The organism is Bacillus sp. Xin1 (assembly GCF_013314535.1).
Classification (GTDB): Bacteria; Bacillota; Bacilli; order Bacillales; family Bacillaceae_G; genus Bacillus_A.
Genome location: NZ_JABUAE010000028.1, coordinates 37,452 through 61,655, shown reverse-complemented (window position 1 = coordinate 61,655; position 24,204 = coordinate 37,452). Strand labels below are relative to the sequence as shown.

General features: G+C 34.7%; 21 protein-coding genes and 3 pseudogenes. 6 read left to right on the top strand and 18 right to left on the bottom strand.

Features of this window, described 5'->3' with window-relative positions; translation table 11 throughout:
* Positions 1–25: 25 nt before the first annotated feature.
* The 3 genes from HRG09_RS20370 to HRG09_RS20360 all read right to left on the bottom strand — a co-directional run bounded on the left by HRG09_RS20370 (position 26) and on the right by HRG09_RS20360 (position 2,544).
* Positions 26–970 (bottom strand): ABC transporter permease, encoded by a 945-nt coding sequence (locus tag HRG09_RS20370; protein WP_174102680.1) that lies wholly within the window; start codon positions 968–970, stop codon positions 26–28.
* Positions 963–1,877 carry an ABC transporter ATP-binding protein gene (locus tag HRG09_RS20365; RefSeq protein ID WP_174102686.1) on the bottom strand — a complete coding sequence of 305 codons (915 nt, stop codon included), beginning with the start codon at positions 1,875–1,877 and terminating at the stop codon, positions 963–965. Before HRG09_RS20365 ends, HRG09_RS20370 begins: the two co-directional genes overlap by 8 nt.
* 91 nt (positions 1,878–1,968) lie before the next feature.
* Complete coding sequence (locus HRG09_RS20360; protein ID WP_174102679.1) at positions 1,969–2,544, bottom strand: FtsX-like permease family protein; 576 nt, start codon at positions 2,542–2,544, stop codon at positions 1,969–1,971.
* A 196-nt stretch (positions 2,545–2,740) separates the two neighbouring features.
* Here HRG09_RS20360 and HRG09_RS20355 point away from each other — a divergent pair, with 196 nt between their 5' ends.
* Positions 2,741–3,352 (top strand): hypothetical protein, encoded by a 612-nt coding sequence (locus HRG09_RS20355; protein ID WP_174102678.1) that lies wholly within the window; start codon positions 2,741–2,743, stop codon positions 3,350–3,352.
* 21 nt (positions 3,353–3,373) lie between these two features.
* On the opposite strand, the gene alsR is transcribed toward HRG09_RS20355, so the two are convergent.
* Positions 3,374–4,276, bottom strand: a complete 903-nt coding sequence (alsR, locus tag HRG09_RS20350; protein ID WP_174102677.1) for an acetoin biosynthesis transcriptional regulator AlsR — start codon at positions 4,274–4,276, stop codon at positions 3,374–3,376.
* A gap of 144 nt (positions 4,277–4,420) precedes the next feature.
* Between alsR and HRG09_RS20345 the strand changes: the two genes are divergently transcribed.
* Together HRG09_RS20345 and HRG09_RS20340 are read left to right on the top strand one after the other, a co-directional pair.
* A complete protein-coding gene (locus HRG09_RS20345; RefSeq protein WP_174102676.1) occupies positions 4,421–4,786 on the top strand; it encodes a CidA/LrgA family holin-like protein in 366 nt (121 codons plus the stop codon).
* Positions 4,783–5,460, top strand: coding sequence for an LrgB family protein (locus tag HRG09_RS20340; RefSeq protein WP_174102675.1), 678 nt, complete (start codon positions 4,783–4,785; stop codon positions 5,458–5,460). Before HRG09_RS20345 ends, HRG09_RS20340 begins: the two co-directional genes overlap by 4 nt.
* 152 nt (positions 5,461–5,612) lie before the next feature.
* Here the strand turns inward: HRG09_RS20340 and HRG09_RS20335 are convergent, their stop codons facing one another.
* Positions 5,613–7,253, bottom strand: coding sequence for a M20/M25/M40 family metallo-hydrolase (locus HRG09_RS20335; RefSeq protein ID WP_174102674.1), 1,641 nt, complete (start codon positions 7,251–7,253; stop codon positions 5,613–5,615).
* 79 nt (positions 7,254–7,332) lie between these two features.
* The gene (locus HRG09_RS20330; protein ID WP_174102673.1) at positions 7,333–8,079 is read right to left on the bottom strand and encodes an IclR family transcriptional regulator; all 747 of its coding nucleotides are present in this window, start codon (positions 8,077–8,079) and stop codon (positions 7,333–7,335) included.
* A gap of 255 nt (positions 8,080–8,334) precedes the next feature.
* Here HRG09_RS20330 and HRG09_RS20325 point away from each other — a divergent pair.
* Positions 8,335–9,757 (top strand): annotated as a pseudogene (locus HRG09_RS20325) (amino acid permease).
* A gap of 85 nt (positions 9,758–9,842) precedes the next feature.
* Here HRG09_RS20325 and HRG09_RS29085 read toward each other — a convergent pair.
* Positions 9,843–10,301: pseudogene (locus tag HRG09_RS29085) on the bottom strand (NUDIX hydrolase).
* A gap of 142 nt (positions 10,302–10,443) precedes the next feature.
* Here HRG09_RS29085 and HRG09_RS20310 point away from each other — a divergent pair.
* The gene (locus HRG09_RS20310; RefSeq protein ID WP_017151403.1) at positions 10,444–10,644 is read left to right on the top strand and encodes a DUF3903 domain-containing protein; all 201 of its coding nucleotides are present in this window, start codon (positions 10,444–10,446) and stop codon (positions 10,642–10,644) included.
* A gap of 308 nt (positions 10,645–10,952) precedes the next feature.
* Here the strand turns inward: HRG09_RS20310 and HRG09_RS20305 are convergent, their stop codons facing one another.
* The 7 genes from HRG09_RS20305 to HRG09_RS20275 form a co-directional block, all read right to left on the bottom strand.
* Positions 10,953–11,540 carry a DUF2238 domain-containing protein gene (locus HRG09_RS20305; RefSeq protein WP_174102670.1) on the bottom strand — a complete coding sequence of 196 codons (588 nt, stop codon included), beginning with the start codon at positions 11,538–11,540 and terminating at the stop codon, positions 10,953–10,955.
* Between the two features lie 30 nt (positions 11,541–11,570).
* The gene (locus HRG09_RS20300) at positions 11,571–12,326 is read right to left on the bottom strand and encodes a sulfite exporter TauE/SafE family protein (RefSeq protein WP_174102669.1); all 756 of its coding nucleotides are present in this window, start codon (positions 12,324–12,326) and stop codon (positions 11,571–11,573) included.
* Between the two features lie 118 nt (positions 12,327–12,444).
* Positions 12,445–12,591: a BC1881 family protein gene (locus HRG09_RS20295; protein ID WP_174102668.1), complete on the bottom strand. Its 147-nt coding sequence runs from the start codon at positions 12,589–12,591 to the stop codon at positions 12,445–12,447.
* A gap of 618 nt (positions 12,592–13,209) precedes the next feature.
* Complete coding sequence (locus tag HRG09_RS20290) at positions 13,210–14,916, bottom strand: S-layer homology domain-containing protein (protein WP_174102667.1); 1,707 nt, start codon at positions 14,914–14,916, stop codon at positions 13,210–13,212.
* Positions 14,917–15,160: 244 nt separating this feature from the next.
* The gene (locus tag HRG09_RS20285) at positions 15,161–15,724 is read right to left on the bottom strand and encodes a hypothetical protein (protein WP_174102666.1); all 564 of its coding nucleotides are present in this window, start codon (positions 15,722–15,724) and stop codon (positions 15,161–15,163) included.
* A 23-nt stretch (positions 15,725–15,747) separates the two neighbouring features.
* Positions 15,748–16,791, bottom strand: coding sequence for a nuclease-related domain-containing protein (locus HRG09_RS20280; protein WP_174102665.1), 1,044 nt, complete (start codon positions 16,789–16,791; stop codon positions 15,748–15,750).
* An 891-nt stretch (positions 16,792–17,682) separates the two neighbouring features.
* Complete coding sequence (locus HRG09_RS20275) at positions 17,683–19,290, bottom strand: lipase family alpha/beta hydrolase (RefSeq protein WP_174102664.1); 1,608 nt, start codon at positions 19,288–19,290, stop codon at positions 17,683–17,685.
* Between the two features lie 308 nt (positions 19,291–19,598).
* Between HRG09_RS20275 and HRG09_RS29835 the strand changes: the two are divergent.
* Positions 19,599–19,685 (top strand): annotated as a pseudogene (locus HRG09_RS29835) (YxiF family protein); the annotation flags it as partial.
* Between the two features lie 69 nt (positions 19,686–19,754).
* Here HRG09_RS29835 and HRG09_RS20270 read toward each other — a convergent pair.
* The 4 genes from HRG09_RS20270 to sirA form a co-directional block, all read right to left on the bottom strand.
* The gene (locus tag HRG09_RS20270) at positions 19,755–21,518 is read right to left on the bottom strand and encodes an ABC transporter ATP-binding protein (protein ID WP_174102663.1); all 1,764 of its coding nucleotides are present in this window, start codon (positions 21,516–21,518) and stop codon (positions 19,755–19,757) included.
* Positions 21,518–23,269, bottom strand: coding sequence for an ABC transporter transmembrane domain-containing protein (locus tag HRG09_RS20265; protein ID WP_174102662.1), 1,752 nt, complete (start codon positions 23,267–23,269; stop codon positions 21,518–21,520). Before HRG09_RS20265 ends, HRG09_RS20270 begins: the two co-directional genes overlap by 1 nt.
* Before the next feature lie 124 nt (positions 23,270–23,393).
* Positions 23,394–23,615: a YneF family protein gene (locus HRG09_RS20260; RefSeq protein ID WP_003199214.1), complete on the bottom strand. Its 222-nt coding sequence runs from the start codon at positions 23,613–23,615 to the stop codon at positions 23,394–23,396.
* A gap of 79 nt (positions 23,616–23,694) precedes the next feature.
* A complete protein-coding gene (gene sirA / locus HRG09_RS20255) occupies positions 23,695–24,135 on the bottom strand; it encodes a sporulation inhibitor of replication protein SirA (protein ID WP_174102661.1) in 441 nt (146 codons plus the stop codon).
* Between the last annotated feature and the right edge of the window lie 69 nt (positions 24,136–24,204).

Here is a 24,204-nt window from a genome sequence, read left to right as displayed (position 1 = left end):
TTCTTAACGGCTTTTTCATCTGTTATTATGTTAAGTCGCGCTTTAAAAATACAGTATAGGAAATCCCTAAAAACACGAGTAAATAGATCAAAAGCATACAAGAAGCAAATGGAAATGTTACGCCTTGAATAAAGCTTCCACTTGTTAAAGCTCCATATAAGTTCGTATTCGCTGGCAATAAATATTTTGCCCATTCATATCTTGCTGCCGGTAACAACACTAAATTACCAGACAATGCAACGAATAAAGAAATCCCAATTGCTCCCCCACTCGATCTCGTTAAAACTGAAATCATAAAGGCAAATGCTGCATACACAAGAGTTGGTATCCATTCTAAAAGATAATATTTGCTTGCTTCTACAAAAATATTTTGTTCAATGATTTTCCCGCTTTGCATGACAAATTCTGTCCAGGCTGGTTGTTGAAATTTATAAATAATAAGTCCACAGAAAATTGAAAATACCATATTAAATATAAATAAAAGTGCCGAAAAAATAACAATTGCTACATACTTCGCTGTTAAAATTTTAAATCTGTTTGCTGGACGTATCATTAAAAACTTATATGTGCCCCAATTATATTCGTTTGAAAAAATAGTACTTGCATATACAAGAATAAATGGCAACAAAATTGGAAAGACGATAAAACCAGTACCTCTCATGAATGAAAGAGGCGAATCATCTGCTGGTGGAGTATTTGTATCTAAATGTTTCATTTTCAGTTGATACTCTTTTACAAGTTCGTCTCCTGATCTTTGCATTAAAATATCGTGTTTTGTCATACCAAGTTTTTTTTCAATTTCCGCTGTTCTCTCTGTATATTCTACTTTCCAATCGCCTGATGTGGCTGGTAAATATTTGATCGATACCCATCCTAAACCAACAACTAAAATCGCAATGACGGCAAACGGCATAATCGTTCGCTTTCGCTTAAAGATTTTATATAATTCATTATAAATTAAATTAAACAATATCCTTGCCCCCTGTTAATTCTAAAAACTTCTCTTCTAACGTTTTTCTTTCTTCATACACACGATAAATGCGAATCCCTTGTTCTGTTAATGTACGAATCACATTTGGAATTTCTTCATTTTCCACAGTCATAACCAATTCATTATCTTGAATCGTGACATCGTATTCTAAAAGTTCAGCTGCTTGTTTCACATCATCCACACGTATATGTATCGTCTCCATCTCTAAGTTATCATCTCGCTGAATATTTTGTGTTGCTACATATTCTCCGTGCTGAATAATAATAACTCGATCACACATCAATTCAACTTCAGATAATAAATGACTCGAAACAAGCACAGCTTTTCCTTGCTCATGCGCAATTTTCTTTATATACATTCGCATTTCATGAATACCATTTGGATCTAATCCATTTGTCGGTTCATCTAAAATGAGTACCTCTGGATTATGTACGAGCGCTTGCGCAATTCCTAATCGTTGTCTCATACCTAGTGAATACGCCTTTACTTTTCGATCAATAACCTGTCCCATACCTAATAATTGGACTACTTCATCAATGCGTTCTTCCGTAACATTTCCATTCATACGTCCAAAATATGTTAAGTTTTCATAACCACTAAAAAAAGGGTAGAATTCTGGGTTTTCAATAACTGCACCAATTTTTGCTGCTGTACTTTCAAAATCCTGTTTTACAGATTGACCATCTATCCATACTTCCCCTTCAGTCATGCGAATCATACCGACCATCATTCTCATTAATGTTGTTTTCCCAGCACCGTTTGGTCCTAACAAACCAACCACTTCGCCTTTTTTCACTTCAAAGCTTATATTTTCTACTAATGTCTTTGAACCGATTCGCTTTGTTAATCGATCAACTTTTACTATAGACTTCTGCTCATTTATCATTCCATACAACCTTTCTTTCAACACTTTTTCAGTTCCCTACACTGTATCATGATTATTTTCTGCTGTAAAACGAACAAAAAGACATGATGCCTCATGCCTTTTCCTCGACTTTATATAATTGTTCACGTTGAAAATTCCGAATAAACTTATAACATTGCCATATTGATAATAAGGTTATTATACTAACTAGCATCGTTGTTACCCATAATGCGTATATTGTAATAGGTACGCTATTTATCCCATGAACTCCTATTAACTTTATAAAAATCACTGTAAATAACTTCAAAAATAACATCCCGTGAATTAAACCAAAAAGAATCGCTCCCCCGCAAATCAACAGTTGTTCCTGACAAAATAACCAAAAAATTTTTCTTTTTTGCATACCAACAGTTTTATATAACAGCAATTCTTGTTTCCTACTTTTTAAGAACCTTTTTGTCATCTGATATGTAACAGCTGCACATGTGAAAAACAACAAAATTTCCCCATAATATAATGAAACTAACCAAAACTGTATATGCTGTATTTTTTCTATTACCGCTTCATTAGATCGAATAGATATAACAAAAAAATATAACATTGTACTCAACGCAATCCATATAAATTGCTTTAATCTTTGGGCAGCATAGTTCTGTATATTTTTCCTTGCTAACCGAAATAAAGACATAATTGATTCCCCTACCTTACTTTATAACGTCCAATCTTCTATACTACCAGTGTATAAAAATATTACTTTTTTAACATCGAACTACAACCGGAATCTTTACTAGGTCTTAAGTCGGAGAAAAATGACTTTATGTCTACGGTTATACTGAAACAGAAAAAAAACTATAAAGGCAAATATATTAGTATGGAGGGATTAAATGAGAAAACTTCTTCTTCTCAGCATCATTTTATTGATTGCTTTTCTTAGTAGTTGTATTGTCCAACTAAATACAGACTCATACACAATTGTAAAACCATATAAATTATCAGAAAAGGAAACTGCTCTTTTACAATTATTACCCTTACAACAAGAACATGTTTCTTTTTATGAAGTTACCATTCCTCATAAACAAGCTGAAATATTTACAACTATTGAATATTACCAAAATGGAGAAAAAATAAAAGATATAGTTAGGCTTTCTTCTTCCGACTTTATAGATAAAAAAACAAAATTAGCCGTTGGTCAGCAAATATTTCAACATACGAATAATGAAACTTGGCAATGGTTCATAGGTATTGATGGTAGTTCCATGACTGCTTCTGAAGATGGCTTACCTAATATTAATGGATCTACATTTGAAGAAATTAACAATCCTCAAAACATAGAATATAATAAAAGAACAGTCCTTGCTGCTTGGATAAAAACAAATAAAAACCATATATCCGCACTCTCTATAGAAGATGAAGAGTCACGCCAACGATTGCTCCGAGAAAATGAACATGTCTACTTAGTCAGTATTGAAATAAAAAGAGGAGATGCATCAGAATAGCATCTCCTCTTTTTTGTCATTTTACTTATCGTTTTCCACTTCTATTCGTTTCTTTTCCCTAGCAATTTTTAAAAACTCTAACAGCTCAGGGTTACTATTTGTTTTCCGGTATGCAACTGACATCTCTGCTACAAAATTAGAATCATATATAGCTTTATATACAACTTCTGTTTTATACAACTTATTAGCAGAAACCGGAATCACTGTTATTCCAATCCCCGCTGCTACAAGCCCCATAACAGTTTGGTACTCTGTTGCCTCCTGTACAATATGCGGACTGAATCCAACGTTCCTACATAATGATAAAATTGTATCATATAGCGCAGGCCAAACCGGTCTAGTTATGAATACAAATGGTTCATCTTGCAAATCTTCAATATGAATTTCTTCTTTCTCTGCTAGTGGATGCGCTTTTGGTAAACATAGTGTACAAGAAAGCTTTTGAATTGGTTCTAATTCTAGTAATTGCGTATTAATCGGCGGACGTAAAAACCCAACATCAATTCGATTATCATGAAGCGCATGAACTTGATCTGGTGTTGATAATTCATGCAGTGCAACAGATACTCTTGGGAACTTCTTTCGATACTCTCTAACAATGGACGGTAAAATATCGTATATAGCAGCCCCTACGAATCCAATTGAAAGCGAACCAACTTCTCCCCTTTGCGCACTTTGTGCCACCTCAACTGCTTTATCAATCTGATCAAATGCCTTTTTTACTTCTTTAAAAAACATTTCTCCAGCTTCTGTCAGCTCAACTTTCCGCTTCGTTCTTGAAAATAACGTAACTCCCATTTCTTTTTCTAATTGCTGAATTTGTTGACTAAGTGGTGGCTGTGTCATTTGTAAACGAGCAGCTGCTCGCCCAAAGTGTAGCTCTTCTGCCACCACAACAAAATATTGCAAATGCCGTAATTCCATTTTGGACACCCTTTTCCATTAATATGTATAATAAATTAATAACATATAATTTATATATTAGACAAATATTTCGAAAGAACGTATAGTAGAAATTGTTAATTCTTTTTACAATTTTTATGTAAAAAACGAAAGAGGTGTTACTGTATGAAATGGTGGAAATTAAGCGGACAAATTTTACTATTATTTTGTTTTGCTTGGACAGGTGAATGGATTGCAAAACAGGCACACCTCCCTATTCCAGGAAGTATTATTGGTATTTTCTTATTATTAATTTCATTAAAATTTAACCTAGTGAAAAAAGAATGGATTCAAGACGGATCAGACTTTTTATTAAAAGAACTTATTTTATTTTTTATTCCTTCTGCTGTCGCTGTTATACGCTACAAAGATACGCTATCACAATATGGTATCGATCTCATTTTAATTATCATGATTAGTACTCTTTGCGTAACACTTGTAACTGGTCTTTTAACAGAATTGCTATTAAAGCGGAAAGGATCAACACAATGATTGCCTTTTTATGTTTATCATTAACACTATTCACATATTGGATATCTAAAAAACTGTACCAACGCTGGAACTGGAGTATACTTTCTCCTCTTCTCGTTTGTCCAATTGTTTTAATTGCATTATTACTCGGATTAGACACCTCTTATGAAACATACGATTCAGGTGGTCACTGGCTAACTGAGTTATTAAAGCCAGCAACAGTTGCTTTTGCATGGCCAATTTATAAATACTTTGATCTGTTAAAAAAACATGCAAGTGCCATTCTAATTAATGTTATTGTTGGCTCTTTTTTATCCGTTATTACCTCAGCTTTACTAGCAAATGCCTTTCAAATTGATTCATCGCTGGAACATAGCTTGGCACCACACATCGTAACAACACCAATTGCGATGGCAATATCAGAAATGATTGGTGGTATGTCTCAATTAACAGCTGTATTTGTTGTACTAACAGCATTAACAGGAGCACTCTTAGGTCCTTCTCTCATTCGCATATGCCGTATTAAAACAGCCATCGCGAAAGGGATTATGCTAGGTACTAGCGCAAATGGAACTGGCACTTCAAAAGCATTTGAAATCGGACCAGTTGAAGGTACAATCGCAAGTTTATCTATGCTTCTAACAGCTGGCGCAAGTTTAGTCATTGTTCCACTTTTCTTATCTTGGTTACACTAAATAGCACTATACTCTTATTTTATCGCGATCAATGGGGCTTCGAATAAAAATAAATCATTACAAGAAAAAGGATAGAAACTGTAGTATAACGCTACTTTTTTACCCTTTTCTTAATTTCAATTGAAATTTCTTTCTCTCTTATACAGACTTAACTATGACTGCGTAATTTTATTAGGAACAAGTAATTTCCCAATACATATAGGTAACATATCTAATAGCGTTTCAAATGCGTAATTTATGTCCAGTCGCTCCGTCCATTGATGTGCATCTTTTCCTACCGGTCCCATATTTAATACTGGAACATCAAACTCTTCTAATTCCTGGAGTGGAATCGAATAACCTTTATTCCATAATGGCATATTGTCTACCAGTGAATTCATCGAATCTGCTGGGTACTGTAAGCCCACATAACTCAAATCTGAAATTCCCCCAAAATAATTTTGATTTTTAAATGTCATCCCATGATTGTAGTGAGCGTATCTTTCCATCTCCCCAACTACTTCTTTAATCAAAGGATTGTGGCGTGAGCTCACAGCTGGGTAGTACGGTGGAGCAAAGAAAAGGATAATCATTGGTGCCTTTTCTTTGCATAAAATAGCTAATTTATCAACCAAATCAATTGTTACTGCACAATCGTCTTTATTTCCTCTATTTTTTATAATAGCAGATTGAATACTATCTATTTTTTCTTGCCCATGTTGTTCAATTGCATAAGCGATAAGCTCTTCATACGTTAATACATTCACTTTAAGATTAGGCGGTATGAATGGATTATACTTCGAAAACTGATATGCTCGATTCTCATACGACTCTTCGATTTTCTCTGCTACTTTTGTTACTTTTTGATGTAACAACGCCATTACATCTGTCATCGTTTTTTCTAGTAAAAACAAATTAAATAATGTGACTGCACGATGAGGAATTTGTACAGAATAATCCTCCTTTAAGTCCCTTTGTAACAAGTTAGTTGGTGGAGGACTCGCCTCACCTTCTACAATATCACAAAGTTCCGTATTTAATTCTAATTCAGCTGTCAATAATGAAGCCATATAACTCGCATTTAACCCTGCAAAAGGTTCGCCTACATGTGTTTCTTTTCCATAACAAAGAAAACCAGGTAACACCTTACCAATGGAACCAGTATAAATATACTTATTTTGATCACCTGGATATTGTGTAAACATAGGCTCTGAATTTAGGACCGTTTTATATTCTAAATCATGTTCTTTTGCTAAATCTAACAATTTTGGAACAGCAGCCCTCATCCCTACAGAGTTTACTTCTTCATCTGGAACAGCCAATAAAAGAACATTCCCATCAAACCTTCCTTCACAAGCTTGCTCAATCATCGCCATTTGCAAAGCTAGACCACATTTCATATCCATTGTTCCTCTACCAAATAGCCAATCCCCTTGTTCTATATCTTCACGCACATGATTTGGTAGTTCATCTTTATGAGAATAAAACATAGATGTTAATTTTTTAGCGTCAAATGCATCTGCTTTCCACACACCATAATCTTGTACATCTACAACATCGAAGTGACTAACAAGAATTACTGTATTTCTTGTACTATTATTTTTCTTTACTAGGGCCGTAACAAAATATCTCCCATCCCCTGTCGGATTTTTTTGCAAATGATGCGGATTTTGTTTGAAATAGTGTAAGTCAGATAATTGTTCCACAACAAAGTCTGGCAATATAACTTCAGCTTCCGAGCCAGTAATACTAGGAATTTCAACAAGATTGCTTAATAATTGAACCAATTGTTCTTTTGATTGCCATTTCAGCATATAAATCCCCCCATTTTTCCACATTATGAAATTCATTTCCGTTATACGAATAAAAAATGACGACAGGCTATCAAAATTATTATTCTGATATTCTGCCGATTTTTATTGATATTTCACTAGCTGCTTGTTTTACCTTACTAATAAGAAAAGATAGTCGATCATCATTAATACGATGACTAATTAACCCAATACTTAATGCTCCTACTACTTTATGATTAAATCCTATAATAGGTGCAGCTACTGAAGCTGTTCCTTCTGTTTTTTCACCATAACTTACAGCATATCCTTCATTTCTTACCTGTTCGATTTGATCAAAAAGAACTTGCTTTTGTTCTGGTAAAGAAGAAAGTAAATGTTCTGCAATACGTTCCATTTCATCCGTTTTCATATTGGCAAGCATCGTTTTATTTGCGGCGCCAATCGAAAGAGGAATCTGTTCCCCTAAGTTATCGATAACTCGAATTTTTAAAGGGCTATCAATTCTTTCAATAATGATAGAATGTGTTCCATTTGGAATGTTCAAGTAAACACTTTCTTCAACTTCAGAGGCCAAACGCTTCATCACTTCTCTTGCAACAGATCTGTAGTCTACCTTCTCTAATTGACGTAATCCTATTTCCATCCACATCGGTCCAGTTGTGTACTGTTTTGTTTCTGAAATTTGCGTAACTAATCCATGCTCCATTAGAGAGTTAAGTAACCTATGTACCGTACTAACCGGGAGATGTGTTTTATCAGCTATATCAGAAATAGCCCAACACTCTTTTTCATTTGTAGAATTCAATAACTTAATAATACTTAGCGCTCGATCAATGGACTGTACCATAACTCGCCTCAACTTTACTTGTAATATGTTAGTAACCTTAATTAACTATCAATTTAGCAAAAATTCAAACTGAAATCAATTAAATTTTCTAAAAATAAAAACCAAAAATAATAGTTTGGAAACGCAAACAAAAAATATTGACTTTTCTTTTTAATTATCTGAAAATTAGAACATAATTCTACATCACGGAATACATTCCACAATGCGGAAAAAACATCAATCTTCATCCTACAAATTATGAAAGTGAGGAAAACAATGACGCAATTAAGCAATACAAATAATGAATTAAAACGCACGATGAAAAGTAGACATTTATTCATGATTGCACTTGGTGGTGTAATTGGAACGGGGCTATTTAACGGATCTGGCTTTATTATAAGCCAAGCCGGACCAGGTGGGTCCGTACTTGCCTTTATTGCTGGTGGATTATTAATGTATTTCGTTATGCTATCTTGGTGAGCTTGCTGTAGCGATGCCAGTTTCAGGTTCCTTCCAAGAATATGCCACCAAGTTCATAAATCCCGCAACTGGATTTACCATTGGATGGTTGTATTGGCTAAGCTGGGCGAATACTACTGGCCTTGAATTTACAACTGCCGGTATTACAATGCAACGTTGGTTTCCTGATATTCCTGTATGGGTTTGGTGTTTAATCTTTGGGGTTACAATATTCACTATTAATGCATTATCCGCTCGTAGTTATGCCGAAACAGAATTTTGGTTTTCAAGTATTAAAGTATCTGCCATAATCGCTTTTATTATTCTTGGTGGCGCCGCTATGTTCGGTTTAATTGATTTAAAAGGCGACGAACCAGCCCCGCTTTTTTCAAATTTCGTAAATCACGGTGGTTTATTCCCAAATGGAATTGCGGCTATCTTACTAACAATGGTTACAGTTAATTATTCCTTTCAAGGTACAGAACTTGTCGGAATCGCTGCAGGTGAAAGTGAAAATCCTGCAAAAACTTTACCGCGTTCTATTAGAAATATTATATGGCGCACGATGTTTTTCTTCGTCTTAGCAATCTTTGTCCTCGTGGCTTTGATTCCTTGGGAAGAAGCGGGATTAACAAAGAGCCCATTTGTTGCTGTTTTTGATAACATAGATATTCCATATGCAGCTGATATTATGAACTTTGTCATTCTTACTGCTGTTCTTTCTGTCGCAAATTCAGGGCTATACGCCGCAACTCGAATGCTTTGGTCCTTATCAAAAAATGATATGGCTCCAGCCTTTTTAAAGAAATTATCATCACGCGGGATACCCCTATACGCTTTAATCATGACGATATCTATTTCTGCTTTTTCGCTTTTGACAAGTGTTGTTGCTGCTGAAACTGTTTACTTATGGCTCATTTCAATTTCCGGAGTCATTACAATCATTGTTTGGATGTCAATTTGTGTTTCTCAATTCTTTTTTCGCAAACATTATTTAGCCGACGGTGGAAAATTAGAAGACTTAAAATTCAGAACTCCACTTTATCCTCTTGTACCAATTCTTGGTTTTGGATTGTATGGCATTATATTAATAAGTCTTATCTTTATCCCAGAGCAAAGACTAGGAATCTATTGCACTGTACCATTTATCATCTTTTGTTATGCCTACTATTACATCAAGATAAAGAAAAAAGCTACTAATAACACTCATACAGAAACTAAAATTAGCAAAACTTTGTAATACTATTAATAATAATCCCTACACATAAAAGACCACACATTACTCTTAATTAATATGCGGTCTTTTATCATTGACGCTTGTTCTATTATCTTTTTATCATTCCTTCATTCATTTTCCCAGATACAGTTCCCCTATTTTTGTCCATACCATTTACATACCTTAATAACAACTCATAATCCTCTGGAAAGGCTAAAGAGATTTCTCTTAATTCATGAACATCCTTCCAATCTATTTCATAAATTAATCCATCTGGATCTTGAATATTCATAGAACCTCCTACTTGTTGTACAAGATAATAATGTACATAAACGGGTATACCATATGTTACGCCCTTTTTTTCATATATTTTATTTATAATTTCTACCTCATACCCAGTTTCCTCTCACACTTCTCGGATACAACACTCTTCTAATGTTTCTCCTTCTTCTTGTCCACCACTTGGTACTGACCACCTTTTCGGTTCATCTTTCTTTCCTTGTAATACCATCAAAATTTCATTTTTTTCATTCATACATATAGCTGCCGCTCCAATCCATCTTTTCATGTGTCTCTCCTCCCATAGCTAATATTCTTTCTTCCCCTATTCTTCTCCTTGAAAATAGAGGAAAATGCTAAATTTGTAACGAAAGATTATATCAACTTCAAAGACAACTCATTCCTAGAAATTCAAGCGGAAGGATGAGAGTATGATTTCTAAATATGTTGTAGAGTGTGTCTTTTGTGAAGAAAATCGAAAATCTCGGCAAGCAACTGTCACCGTGTCTGCCACTTCTCATGCACTTGCCATTCAAAAAGTAAGAGATGAATGCAAACGTCGCTTTGGAAAAACACTGCTATTACAAACAGAAATTACCGAAGAATTATTTTTACACAAAAAAGAAAGCTGACCATATACATTGGTCAGCTTTCTCTATCCGATCATATTTTCACATGAAGATTAGGGGCATCCTCTTTAAGGATCGGGATTTCCCATTATGTACGTTCCATAATGGGCATCGAACAATATATTTCTATACAATTAAACTTGAATAGAATAGGGCAAAACTTGTTCGCATTTTTAGAAAAGGGATAGGGATATAATACTAGTAATACGTCGAATACTCGAACGTTACACTCATTATATTATAGCAAATCCTTTTATGTGGGAAATATGAATTACTTACATAATTCATACGTAAAACATATTAATAAATTACTATATAGTTTTCTTATCACGGAAAACTACTATTGCTAATATTGCTCCAATTAACGCAAGTGTCATATCCCACTGTGTATCCCAAACATCTCCTTGCGTTCCAAGAAATGCTTCTGCTCCTTTCCCCGTTAGTTTTGCAACTGTAAACTCTAGCAACTCATATAACGCGCTAAATGCTAAACAAACTGATATTACAAGTAGTTCTAACCATCCTTTTTTTTGAATTCCAACTACCTTTATAAGTACTTCCTTTGTTAATAATGCCGGAACAAATCCTTGCATAAAATGCCCAACACGATCATAGTAATTTCTTTCTAAATCAAAAGTATCACGAAAATAATTGAATAGTGGTACTTCTGCGTATGTATAATGTCCCCCAATGAGCAATATTAACATATGAATAAAAACCCATACATATGTGAACGTTCTAAATCGAAAACTTCGATATGTAATCATTAAAACGAGTACTAAAATAACTGCAGGCATGACCTCTAAAAACCATGTAAAGGGATCTTTTGGATATATTCCAGATATAAGTAATGCAATCCCAAAACTTACACATAACAGTTTATGAAAATGAACAGACACACCTCTCCCTCCCCCTCAGCAGTTCGTCTTCTATTCTATTAATAACATACATCCAGCCAAAATAGGGGTCATAATCATCGAAAATTTCAAAATCATACGAGGTGCATAATTTGTAAACTTTGCTCCTATATATGCTCCGAGCATTGTTCCAGCTAATACTTGCATTAATAACATGGAATCTAAATATCCTGCCGAAGTATATCCAATTCCTCCACCAATTGCAATTGGTAAAATAACAAGCATTGTAGTCCCTACAGATTGACGAATTGATAAACCAATTAATACCATTAACCCTATCTGAATAAAAGGTGCTGAACCAATTCCAAATGCTCCTGCTAACATCCCAGTTACAACTCCTAACAGAGCTCCTTTCCCTAGTACAGATGGCGTTAACCGATCCGACAAACTAGCAGACAACTCCCTATGATTTTGCACAAAAAACAAACGAATTAACATGAATATTGCTGATAAAAATAGCATTCCAGCTGTAAACCAATGAAGAAGATGCGCAGGAATCACAGCACCAAGTTTAGATCCAATATATGATCCAATTGCACCACATCCCCCTACAACACAGCCAATTCTCACGACAACATTTCTTTCTCGGTAATGACTTATAACTCCAGAAAGTGTTGTAAATGCCATTGCTGTTAATGATGTTGCAACCGCTGTATGAATCGGCACATGAAATACGAGTGTGAGCACTGCAATAATAAAGCCTGCTCCACCTGCTCCCACAAAACCTAATAAAACCCCCATTAGAAACATTGTAATAATAATAGCCATTTTCTTTCCCTCCAATAGCTCTATTATCCAATATATTTCTTTTTTTAAGCAAATAAAAAAGCATCCACACAGGATGCTTTTACTATTTTTCTATATTCATCATATGTACTATACTCAGTTAATCTTGATTAATTAAAATCACAGCTGGTCCCGATACCACTACTCCAGCTACTTCAATTTTCTCAAATTCTTTAACTGTAATAGATATAACCCCTTCTCTTTCCATCAATTCCTTACTCAGGACCTCAGTCGGTATTTCCTTCACCGTCTTACCTCCTTTTCATTCTTATTACTTAATACCCCTACCTTTTATCAGTAATATTTCGTCATGGAACTGGGATATAAAATTATGAAATTGTTCCAATGCATCTATATATACACTTCACCTGCCATTTTCATTCCTTATTCCATAAAGAATATACGATTCCTTTTTGTAGCATATTGAAAAAATCATCCTGTACGGACGCTTTCATCATTTTGATTCACGTGAAAATTTTGTATACACACCAATACCTGCAAGCAGTACCCCTAATCCTGCGAACATTGTACCTAGGCCTAAAAAAAATGAACCAAGTGTTTGTAAATCTTCCATATGTATATCCACTTTTGTTATTATCTTTATATTCAACAAATTAATTATATATTATTTTCCATTAAAATCCCATTTCTTTTTATAAAATTCTATCCCGCTGACCAATAAAGTGAAACTTTAATCAGTGGTTTTTTTCTTCATCCCTCACCAATCAGATTTTTACGGACGGTTGATTTCCTATCTAACTTCTTAATTTTTACTAAATTTTAAGGTGGAGGTCTTACTGCCTACAAATGGCGGGATTAATTTTCTGAAAATAAAAAAGCACTCGCAAGTGCTTTTTATTTCCTACTAGTTTCCCTCTATCACATGTAGCATTCTATTTAAAAACGCTGCCGACTCTGCACGAGTTGCTGTACCTTTTGGTAAGAACTCATTCTTTTCATTTCCTTTTACAATCCCTAATCCATAAACACGCTGCACAGCTTGTTTATCATATGCCAAGTCTTGATCAGTAAATGATAATGATACTAATGGTCCAGTAATTCCTTTATATTTTAATGCACGATCAATCATAATAACTGCTTCATCACGCGTAATCGTATCATTTGGGGCAAAAATATTATTTCCACGTCCATTAATGATTCCAGCACTAGCTGCGCTATTAATACCATCTATTAATGATGAATGTGTTGTACCTAAATCTGTAAATGTCGACTTACCCTTTGGTAATTGTAATGATCTAGAAATCAGAGTCGCAAATTCTCCACGTGTTACAACACGGTTAGGCCAATACGAACCTTTTCCATCTCCTTGCATGATTCCTTTTGCAGCTAATTCACGAATATCCTTCTCATACCATCCACCTGTAATATCATCTTTATGATTCGCATCATAATACGCTTTCGTTCCTTTTAAGAAAGCGTCCCAATCCCCGCGCTGAATCATAATGGCCGGACAGTTTTTCCCCCACCAATATTGATGTTTTTTCACATTTTCTAAAGGGATATTTAATTCACCCATTAAGTATGCAGCTAATTTACGAGCATTTTCAACCGCTTTATCATAGTTCCCATCTTCATTTACTGCGATTTCAATTCCGATAGATTCCTGATTTCCTTGCTTAGTGCCTGCATGCCATCCCACTTCATTTACTGGGAGATGCTGATAAATTTCTTTATCATCTACGGTGAAATGCCATGATGTTCCGGATTCAACAGTTGATGTTGCTTGATTATATAAATATTGTCCATGCTTCTGAGCATTTGCACCCACATCAGGATTAGCGGTCTCATGAATTGTAATATATTTCGGGACCATCGCATAACCAGGACGAATATTCTCATTCCCTGTTGGAATGATCCATTCTTTAAATGTTACACCATATATATTCCCTGTATTTAATGTTCCTGGCGCTGCATACATGATAGCCTCTCTCTTTTTACGAACAGGCGCCTCATTTGAAAGGATAGATGCTTTCGTACCTTCAAATTTTGCAGATGGTGAATGAATCCATTTTATTCCTTCGGCTGTTTGAACTTGGAACCAATCTCCTGCTTGTGAAATCGCTACAATTGTTTGAGGCTGCAATACAGTTTCTTCTTTAAACGCATCAAATGGCGAAGAGTATATAAATGTTTCTTCATTGATGACTAGATTCCTATTAGATAACGCATAAACGTCCCGAATTTCTACATTATTATCACTATTATGTATCCATCCTGCTCCAGATGAAGTTTGTACATAGTATGCATTTCCTTTTCGTTTCGAAGCTTTAATTACTTGTTCAGAAAGCTCTGCACCTGTTGCATGCTGTAAATCAACAGAATCGTATAAAGGAGTCGATTTTATAATATGTACAAGAAATTCTCCTTGCACTTCACTTTCGATGTCTTGATCCATATGTTCTTTCATATGTTCCTCAATACTTTTCAAAGCTTGGTCATTAGTGGCTACTCCTACCGTTTTTTCTACTGGAGCTGCAAATGAAGAAGCTGGCACCATTACAACTTGAAGTGCAATTGACATTGCTAAAACATTATAAATTCCTTTTTTCATGATAATTGTTTAACACGTTATGTATTGAATCATTTCGTGTTAACTGACCTCCTTTTCTAACATAATAAAAGTTATTTAGTAAGCTAATAAACTTCTAGATTACTAAACTAGTTTAAAGTATAACGAAATTTCCCCAATTCGTACAGACAGGAACTTCTATCATTTTACTTATTTTTACATAAATTAACAAAAAAAAAAAAAAAAACAGAAGACCCTAGCTCATAATGGTCTTCTGCTTTTTATTTCAATCTTTATATACCTTATACTCTACCACCTTATCATCACTATCAAATTGAAGAATAAGCCATTCACTATCTATCGGAATAAATCCTCTTTCATCTCCAAGGTAATAAACTATTTGATTCATTTCCTCAAAACGTTTTGTTTCAGTTGGTTTTCCTAACAATTGTATAGTCTCTTTCTTAGTTTTCCCCATTAGTTTATGTTTACCTAGAAGATCATCTACCATATATACTCGTTTCTGTTCATTTTTCAACCATCTATCTGCATGAAACTTCGAATTATACTCATTTACCCCTAATTGTACGATACAAATACTAAAGAATACTGTTCCCACAATTATAATATCCTTGCATTTCCTCTTATTATTACTACTAGAAAAATGTAAAACAATTCGCTGAAGAACTAATAAAAAAATAAACGGAACTGATACTGCTAAAACACTCACAATCGTGTAAGACGAATGCGCCATGCCAATGATGAATATGAAAGCGATATATATAAACAAATATAAAAAAACATACACATACAATGTTGCCCACAATAAAGAATCTCTATATTTTCCCATAAAAACCACCTTACCATATTCTTTTACACTTGCACATCCTCCATACGCTTGAACATTTCTTTTATTTCTCGTAATTCTTGCACTATATATAGTACTTTTCCTTCCAATCTTTCATTTCTAAAATACGTAACGAGTTGTTCTCTATCATTCAACCTCGGCAATACTTCATTGGAAAGATCGATCATTTCATTGCCACTTCCATTTGTCTCATTTCCGAAATATACAATTGGCTTAACTTCCTCTTTTAGAGCTTGCGGATTAATCCCTTTCAAATAATCATATAAGATTGTTGCAAGATGTTTTGCTTTATGGACAGGGTTCCCTAAGTTTTCTATCATTAGAGTCATTGGATCTCCCTTTTTCATAAAAACAAATGTTTCTTCCTTCTCATATTCATTTTGATATTTACCAATCTCATCGATTATAAATGAATATACCCCTGCATTTTCTTTCGTCAATCCGTGTATCATTCTTCCTTGCCACTCGGCAGTCTCAATTACATATATTCCTGTTGTCGATAGCACTATATGATCAACTCGAGCATACTCCATTTTATTCCCGTTTCTACTATGTACCTTGGGAAGAAATGCATTTGGGATAATATATAATTCATCTTCATTTATGATTCCTTGCTGAACAAATCCTCTTTTCATATAATGTAATATTTCATGTGTATTCATTTCTTCACCATTTTTAGAATACGTTCTTAACTCTGTAATTAGATTTTGCAGCACATGTATCTCGTTGTTATATTTCTGTTGCATTTCACTACGCTCTTTACTATGCTGCATCGCTAATTGATTCTTTATCACTCTCATGTTTTCTACTTCTCTAGCTGCATTCTCTTTTAAATTATTATACTTTTTACGTTCTACGTTTTTTAATGTCTCCTGCTTTTCTTCATAATCTGCTACAGTTGCGGCTATCTCAGTTTGATAGTTTTCTATTGACTTTGCCTTTTCAAATTCTACTTGTTGGTTCTCTGATTGTAGTTGTTTGTTCTTATAAAACAATACAAACACTCCAGCTAATAATGCTAAAATGACACATATAAGTATGTATTCCATCTTTTTTCTCCTTTATAGCTTAATCAAATATTATCTAAACTTTTACTATCATTTTTAATCTATTATACTACGTATTATAATAACGCTCTGTAAATTTGGATATATTTTGCATACTTTATTTACTATAAAAAATGAACAAGTTATCCTTCAGATGATTCACGACAAGAGTAAAGTATATAAAGTGAAACTTTAATCAGTGGGGGGTTTTCCTCATCCCCACTGATTATTAGCCCTCACCAATCGGGCTTTTACGGACAGTTCATCTCCCTCCTAACTTCTTTAGAAAAGTGGAAGCGGCTCGATCAGAATCGCAGGACGTTAGAGCCCCCGACAGAGAGGCGCTTTTTGCCTCGTCCGAGGGGGCGAAACGACCGGAGATTCTAGCCGCTAGAGCTGGACATTGCTTTTGCTGAATTTTGAGGTGAGAGTGTTACTGTCCGTTAATGCGGGCTAAAATATTTAGCCTGTGTAGAAAGAATTGACGAACTAATTGAAGAAGAAATTACATTAAACATTAATGGTGTAATAATTCACAGACTTTCCCACCATTTATCTATATAAATTTGAAGAAGGAAAATGTTATCCAATTATTCTAGGGATTACAATACTTAATGACATTGTAATAAATGAAAGAAAAGAAGGAGTCAATAACTTAAAGAGAATCAATCATAAAAAAGAAGCCCTCGAAACCTCAACATTACAAGATTTTCCGAAAGCTTCCTCTATTGTAAAGTAAAAACATACCATCCTATAGGAGATTTTTCATAAACCTTTATTACGCTGTACTTAGACCAAAGCATTTACAGTCTTCTTACCATTATCTCCACATCTTTTTAAAAAGAATAGCAGCATATAACGGGTCTTAAAACATACTGTTTTTGCAAATACAGTTTATTTTTCAATATACACAGAACGCACAATCGTACGATTGTAAGCTTTCCCTCCTGGGTTAATACCTTTAATATCAATCGTCACATTATATACACCTGATTTTTTAATATGATGCAAAGAGCCTGTGAACGTATTTTCATCAAACTTTTGTAGCTGATTCGATTGAGATACTAAGTTCCCTTCTCGATCAACAACCCGTACATTGAGAGAAAGGTTCTCTTGTTTTATGGATTCTTTAGTAGATGATTTCAATTGAAATTCAGCCTTATTAGCTTTAATTTTTCCTGGCATTTTCAAAGTAAACGGTGCTTCTTGTTGGTACTCACTAACAACCATATAAGCATCTTTTTCATGCGATGTCATTATTTTAACATGCCATTCCCCGATTTCCATTTGATTAATTTTAAATGTTCGAATGGACGCACCCTTAAAATAGGAAGTTTCATCTCCTACCGTAGACTTACTATCTTCATTCGTATATACTTTGCCCGACGGAGAAATAAGTTGTATTTTCACTTCTGAAGATGCTGTTAACACAGAGATAACGCCTTCAGTTTTTGCATCTATCGCAATTGTTTGATCAATCCATTTATTCGGCTCCAGTTCTCCACCTAAAATGGTTTGATTAGATGTAGTATTTAAATTATCAACAAATTCCCTATTATAATTTAAAGTATAAGAAGGAACGGATGTAGCAGTAGACGTACGTAAATACGATTCAATTCGAGAAAAGACAGCTGAACCTTTTCTTATATCATCATGATCAAATCTAGAATCAGTAAACAAATGTGTTCCATACGGTAATTTTGTACTCCATTCATTTACTAAACCATCATTAGAGCCATACGCGGAAAGATATAACCCACCTAAAGATAAAGCTGAGAAAATCGGCCCCCAACTTGTACCTGCAACTGTATAGTAACGATTTAATTTAGCGTTCGGATTGTTATCTATTACAGAACGAAATTGTGCCATTTCACCTGTTTGTAAAGAATACGTGCCATCGTCTCTTTGTCCGAGTAATGAAGCCAGCCATCCCGCCCACCAACTATAGGATAAGTCTGCTAAATTTGACCCATAATGCGGCGAAGCTAGTGTAATAACTTTTCCTACAAAACGATTCGCACCGTATTGAATGAGAGCTGCTTGGGTATCAATTCCACCTTTACTGTGAGCCACAATATTCACTTTTTTACCAAAATGATTATAAATCTCTTCTAACTTTGCAGCCAACAATTTACCATTGTCCCACTGACTAGCAGACCCCTTTCCAGCTGCATCGTATAGTTGAACAAACACAGTTTGATATCCCGCACGATAAGCATAATCATACATGTCGTTTACATCGTGATAAACTGTTTTTCCATACCAACTATCTGCACTTCCATTTCTTCCTTGTACAAAAACAATCGGCGGCCTATTTTCTTCATAATTTAAAGGCTTCTCACCTAAAAACCAATCTCCTGGATTGAATGCTTCTTTCGGTGGAAGCATTCCACTATAAATTGGCGTAATATTCGTCTCAGCAGTTGCAATTCCACTAAAAGAAGTAAATAGTAAAATGAAGGAAGCAATCAATACCATACATCTTTTAAACGACGCTTGCATAATAAATACCCTCCTTTTTTTAAAAGATGACGCAGAGTTTATAGGTTGCTATACTATTGCAATACAATAACTGCTATAATTTCCAAGTCTCATATTCTTCTAAAATTTCTAAGGGTCATATTTATTCAATTAATGAGTAGGATAGTTTGACCGCATCGCCTTATTCTTTATAAACGATATTCTTCCTATGTGCCTTAATTCCTTTCATTCATCCATAGTACAAATGTTTCTCAACAAAAACTCACAGATTTTATCGGTATTAATATGAATTTAAAAATACTACTAGAAAAAGAAGTTATAATCAGTATGATGGAGATTTTATATTAGTTGGAGATAATTTAGAATTTGGTGTATATATTGAACGAACAGAGTATCACTACGAATTCAGTATGTGAGGTGTAACAGAAATTACAGAGATAGTGGTATTTAAAAAAATAAAAAAAGAGGCCTTCAAAACCTCAATACTACAAGGCTTTCTGAAGGCTTCCTTTATTCTGAAGTAAATACATATTGTAATACAACCCTTGCTTACCCAGTAACTCTTGATGTGTGCCTCTTTCTACAATTTCACCATCATGCATTACAAAGATTTGGTCAGAATCTTGAATAGTAGATAAGCGGTGCGCAATCGAAATTGTTGTTCTCCCTTTTCTCATGCGCTGCAGTGCTGTTTGAATTGCTTCTTCCGTTTCTGTATCAATATTTGCTGTTGCTTCATCTAATACTAACACTTTCGGATTTGTCGCAATTGTTCTCGCAAAAGCAATTAGCTGCCTTTGTCCACTTGAGAATGCAGCTCCACGTTCTACTACTTCTGTATCATATTGTTCTGGTAGCTTTTCAATAAACGTATTCGCTTGCACAAACCGTGCTGCTTCCTCTACTTCTTCATCAGTAATACTTTCATTATACATACGAATGTTTTGTTTTACATTTCCAGCAAACAAGAATGCATCTTGAAGTACAAGTCCAATTCTCTTTCGAATTTCCTGCTCTTCAAATTTTTCTAAGTTTGCACCATCTATAAAAATATTACCCGACTTAATATCATAAAAACGCATCAATAAGTTCATAATTGTACTTTTCCCGCTTCCAGTATGCCCAACAAAAGCTACTGTTTGCCCAGGTTTCACATGGAAAGATACATTTTTTAAAACATCACGCTTTCCATCGTAAGAAAATGTAACATCATTAAATTCAATTTCTCCTTCATCTACTTTTGGTTCTCCATTCCCTTGTTGAACAGGCGCTAAATCTTTTTCATCCATCAAATGAAAGACACGAGACGAAGAAACCAGCGCTTGCTGGAAAAAGGAGAGTTTCATCATCATTTCATTTACAGGTTGGAAAAAGCGATGAATATAGTTAACAAAAGCATATAATACACCGACTTCAACCGGACTATTCAAGGCGTTAATACCAAATAATGCAAGCACTAAAGCGATAGCCATAATATGAACAAGGTCTGTTGCTGGACGTAAAAATAACGCATCTAATTTTAATGTACGGCGTCCAGCACCGTAATGCTTATCATTCACTTCTTCAAATTCTTTTCGCATCCGTTTTTCTTGGCGAAATACTTGCACAATATTCATCCCTTGAATCGATTCATTGAGCTTCGCATTCAAAATACTTAATTGATTCCGAAGCTCTAAATAAAAAACGGAACTTTTCCGGCGATACATCGCCATAATTGTAAACATAATTGGGATTAATATAAGAGAACATAAAGCAAGCTTCACATCAAGTAAAAACATTGCCACCAAAATCCCTATTAGGAACACCACATTTTTTACAAATGTTGATAACACACTCACATAGAAATCTTTAATTGCTTCCGTATCATTAGTAATACGAGATACGAGAGTACCAATTGGCGTGCGATCAAAAAAGCTTAGTGACAACCTTTGTACATGTTCATACACTTCAACCCGCATGTCTTGCACAATTTTGAACGCAATATTTTGGAAATATAATAAATTTAAATACGTAAATAAAACCTTTAATAAATGAGCAACTATATATACAACAAATAGGGTTACAAGTGCTGATTGTTCAAAGTTATGCGGAACTAAATGTTCATCCAAAAACTGCTTAATTAAAAACGGACCCATCATTTCTGTAACAGTTGCACCAACTAGAAATAGAAATGCCAATGACAATAAGCCTTTATATGGTTTCATATAAGAAAGTAATCTCCATAAATCGCTTCTTTTTTTCTCAGCCATTATATGCCTCCCTTCTCAACTAACGCTTCTAACTGCTGGCTTTCATACATCTCTTTATACCAACCTTCTTGCCCCATTAGCTGTTCATGTGTACCACGCTCTACAATTTTTCCTTCATCAACAACAAGAATAAGATTTGCGTGTTGAATCGCACTTAATCTGTGTGCTGTAATAATCGTTGTTTTCTGCTCTCTTTCTCGTTTCAACGCTGTTAAAATGGTTTCTTCTGTCTTTGCATCAACTGCAGATAAACAATCGTCTAAAATTAAAATTTCAGCATTTGTTAGTAATGCACGCGCGATAGAGATCCTTTGTTTTTGTCCACCTGATAATGATACCCCTCGTTCGCCTACTACTGTATCATACCCTTCTGGAAATTGAACAATATCATCATGAATACAAGCTATATTAGCAGCACATGCAATTTCTTTATATATAGCATCGGCCTTTCCAAATGCAATATTTTCACCTATACTTGCTGAAAAAAGAAAATGGTCTTGAGGAACATACGAAATAGCAGAGCGAATACCATGAAGCGTCATATCACGAATATCTTTTCCTCCAACTAGCAGCGAACCATTAAAATGATCATATTCTCTGATTAAACATTTTAATAACGTCGTTTTCCCTGCACCTGTGCGGCCAACAATACCCAATGTTTCACCTTTTTTCAAAGTGAAATGAATATCTTCTAAATTGAGGGTTTCATCTTTCTTATAAGAAAATGCATCAATCGCAAATGTTATATCACCACTTGCCTCTTTATTTACTGCTCCCTCTCTATTCACAACATCTGAAGTTTGAGACAATATTTTTTCCACACGGTCGTATGAAGCACGGCCGCGTTCCATAATATTAAACAGCCAACCAAATGCAAGCATCGGCCAAACGAGCGTCCCTAAATATGTTGTAAATGTAATTAAGTCACCAACTGTTAGCTCTCCACGAACAACTAATAGCGAGCCATAACACACAGCGATTAGGAATGAAAAACCAACAATAAGAGAAATTGTTGGATCAAATAATGAATCAATGCGCGCAACTAACATATTTTTATGTACAACATCCTCTGACTTCTTTCGAAATGCTTGTAAATCTTCTTTTTCTTGACCGAGTGAACGAATTACTTTCATCCCGCTCATACTTTCTTGTACTTTATCGTTAATTTCAGAAAACGCTTGCTGTGCTTTATGAAAACGTTTGTGCAGTAAAGTACCATAATAATTAGTAGAAATCGCTACAATTGGCATTGGAATTAAACTTATTAATGTTAATTTCCAACTAATTGTAAACCCCATAGCCAAGAGTACACATCCACCTACAGCTAACGAATCCACAAGTGTCAAAACGCCCGCTCCAGCTGTTTGTTGAATTGCTTGAATATCATTCGTTGCATGTGCCATTAAGTCCCCCGTACGATGTGATTGATAAAAAGATGGACTCATATTTGTAAAATGCTCATATAATTTCTTTCGTAATTGACGCGCTAGCTTTAAAGAAGATCCAAAAATCATAATACGCCATATGTAACGTAGTATATACATTGTAATCCCGACAACCACTAAAAGAACAACCCACTGTAACAGCTTTTCAGATGTTAACGTTTGGTTGTTAATTTCGTCTACAACAATTCCAATTACTTTTGGTGCCACCAGTTCAAGAAGTGCTACACCAAACAACAAAATAATCCCCGTTATGTACGCCCGTTTTTCTTGTTTAAAAAACCACGCTAAATTAAAAAATACTTTCATTATATCCCCCTCCCTTGAAATGAGCGATGTTTTCAGTTTATCAAAAATGCAGAATTTTTAAAAGTTTTAAATACTAAAGTTTTCCAAAAGGAAAGGACACTCTTATCGAGTGCCCCTTTAGCGCTTATTTCATTTGTTGTTTGTTCATTGCGCTCATCATTTGATTGATTTTCTTTTGGGATGGTTTTTGTCCCATCTGCATCATCATCATTTTTAACATTTGCTCATTGATTGGTGGATTTTTTTGTAAGTAATTCATCATATATTTGCGGGCGATGAAAAATCCTAACGCCACGCCTGCTACTAGTGCTAATACGCCCACTAGAACAACTACCCAAATTGACATATATTTTCCTCCTTCATGTTGTCTACCTTACAGTGTACTAAAACCTTTTCAATAAGACAAGATTGTATTCGACATTTTTTTACACATATGTCCGTGCTTGTTTCAAAGGATTGAGCCAACCATACTTTTTATTTTCATAATCCATCGCTAAAAATGTTAATTCACATTTCCTAAGCACTTCAAAGAAAGTCGTTTCCATCGAAACATTTCCAGATGTACTCATTTGAATATATTGTGATTTCACCGTTATTTCGCCATATTCTGCCCCAGTATAAAGCATGTGTGTACGATGTGTTCGATCATACTTTCCAAAACTGCGTAGAACTTGTTCTAATTTATGGTGAATTTTCATTACTTGTAATGGCATCGTAATATACATCATCTGCTTATATAACACTTTCTTTTTCGAAAGGGAACCAGATTCTGAAAATCGAGCAAATAAATCGAAAAACAAATACTCTCGACCAAAGTACGCCTTCGCAATATCTTCTTGAATTAAATACAATTCATACGTTTTCATGCTTTCCCTCCCGCTCTGGACAACCTTTTTCTCTACATTATATAAAAGAAAACATGCAATGATTGTCTG

Excerpts from the sequence above, each read along its gene's own strand:
- HRG09_RS20355 (WP_174102678.1), top strand. The coding sequence starts at position 2,741 with ATGAGAAAACTTCTTCTTCTCAGCATCATTTTATTGATTGCTTTTCTT.
- HRG09_RS20270 (WP_174102663.1), bottom strand. The coding sequence starts at position 21,518 with ATGGCTGAGAAAAAAAGAAGCGATTTATGGAGATTACTTTCTTATATG.
- HRG09_RS20345 (WP_174102676.1), top strand. The coding sequence starts at position 4,421 with ATGAAATGGTGGAAATTAAGCGGACAAATTTTACTATTATTTTGTTTT.
- HRG09_RS20310 (WP_017151403.1), top strand. The coding sequence starts at position 10,444 with ATGATTTCTAAATATGTTGTAGAGTGTGTCTTTTGTGAAGAAAATCGA.
- HRG09_RS20285 (WP_174102666.1), bottom strand. The coding sequence starts at position 15,724 with ATGGGAAAATATAGAGATTCTTTATTGTGGGCAACATTGTATGTGTAT.
- HRG09_RS20330 (WP_174102673.1), bottom strand. The coding sequence starts at position 8,079 with ATGGTACAGTCCATTGATCGAGCGCTAAGTATTATTAAGTTATTGAAT.
- HRG09_RS20340 (WP_174102675.1), top strand. The coding sequence starts at position 4,783 with ATGATTGCCTTTTTATGTTTATCATTAACACTATTCACATATTGGATA.
- HRG09_RS20265 (WP_174102662.1), bottom strand. The coding sequence starts at position 23,269 with ATGAAAGTATTTTTTAATTTAGCGTGGTTTTTTAAACAAGAAAAACGG.
- HRG09_RS20280 (WP_174102665.1), bottom strand. The coding sequence starts at position 16,791 with ATGGAATACATACTTATATGTGTCATTTTAGCATTATTAGCTGGAGTG.
- HRG09_RS20365 (WP_174102686.1), bottom strand. The coding sequence starts at position 1,877 with ATGATAAATGAGCAGAAGTCTATAGTAAAAGTTGATCGATTAACAAAG.
- HRG09_RS20290 (WP_174102667.1), bottom strand. The coding sequence starts at position 14,916 with ATGAAAAAAGGAATTTATAATGTTTTAGCAATGTCAATTGCACTTCAA.
- sirA (WP_174102661.1), bottom strand. The coding sequence starts at position 24,135 with ATGAAAACGTATGAATTGTATTTAATTCAAGAAGATATTGCGAAGGCG.
- alsR (WP_174102677.1), bottom strand. The coding sequence starts at position 4,276 with ATGGAATTACGGCATTTGCAATATTTTGTTGTGGTGGCAGAAGAGCTA.
- HRG09_RS20335 (WP_174102674.1), bottom strand. The coding sequence starts at position 7,253 with ATGCTGAAATGGCAATCAAAAGAACAATTGGTTCAATTATTAAGCAAT.
- HRG09_RS20275 (WP_174102664.1), bottom strand. The coding sequence starts at position 19,290 with ATGCAAGCGTCGTTTAAAAGATGTATGGTATTGATTGCTTCCTTCATT.
- HRG09_RS20360 (WP_174102679.1), bottom strand. The coding sequence starts at position 2,544 with ATGTCTTTATTTCGGTTAGCAAGGAAAAATATACAGAACTATGCTGCC.
- HRG09_RS20260 (WP_003199214.1), bottom strand. The coding sequence starts at position 23,615 with ATGTCAATTTGGGTAGTTGTTCTAGTGGGCGTATTAGCACTAGTAGCA.
- HRG09_RS20300 (WP_174102669.1), bottom strand. The coding sequence starts at position 12,326 with ATGGCTATTATTATTACAATGTTTCTAATGGGGGTTTTATTAGGTTTT.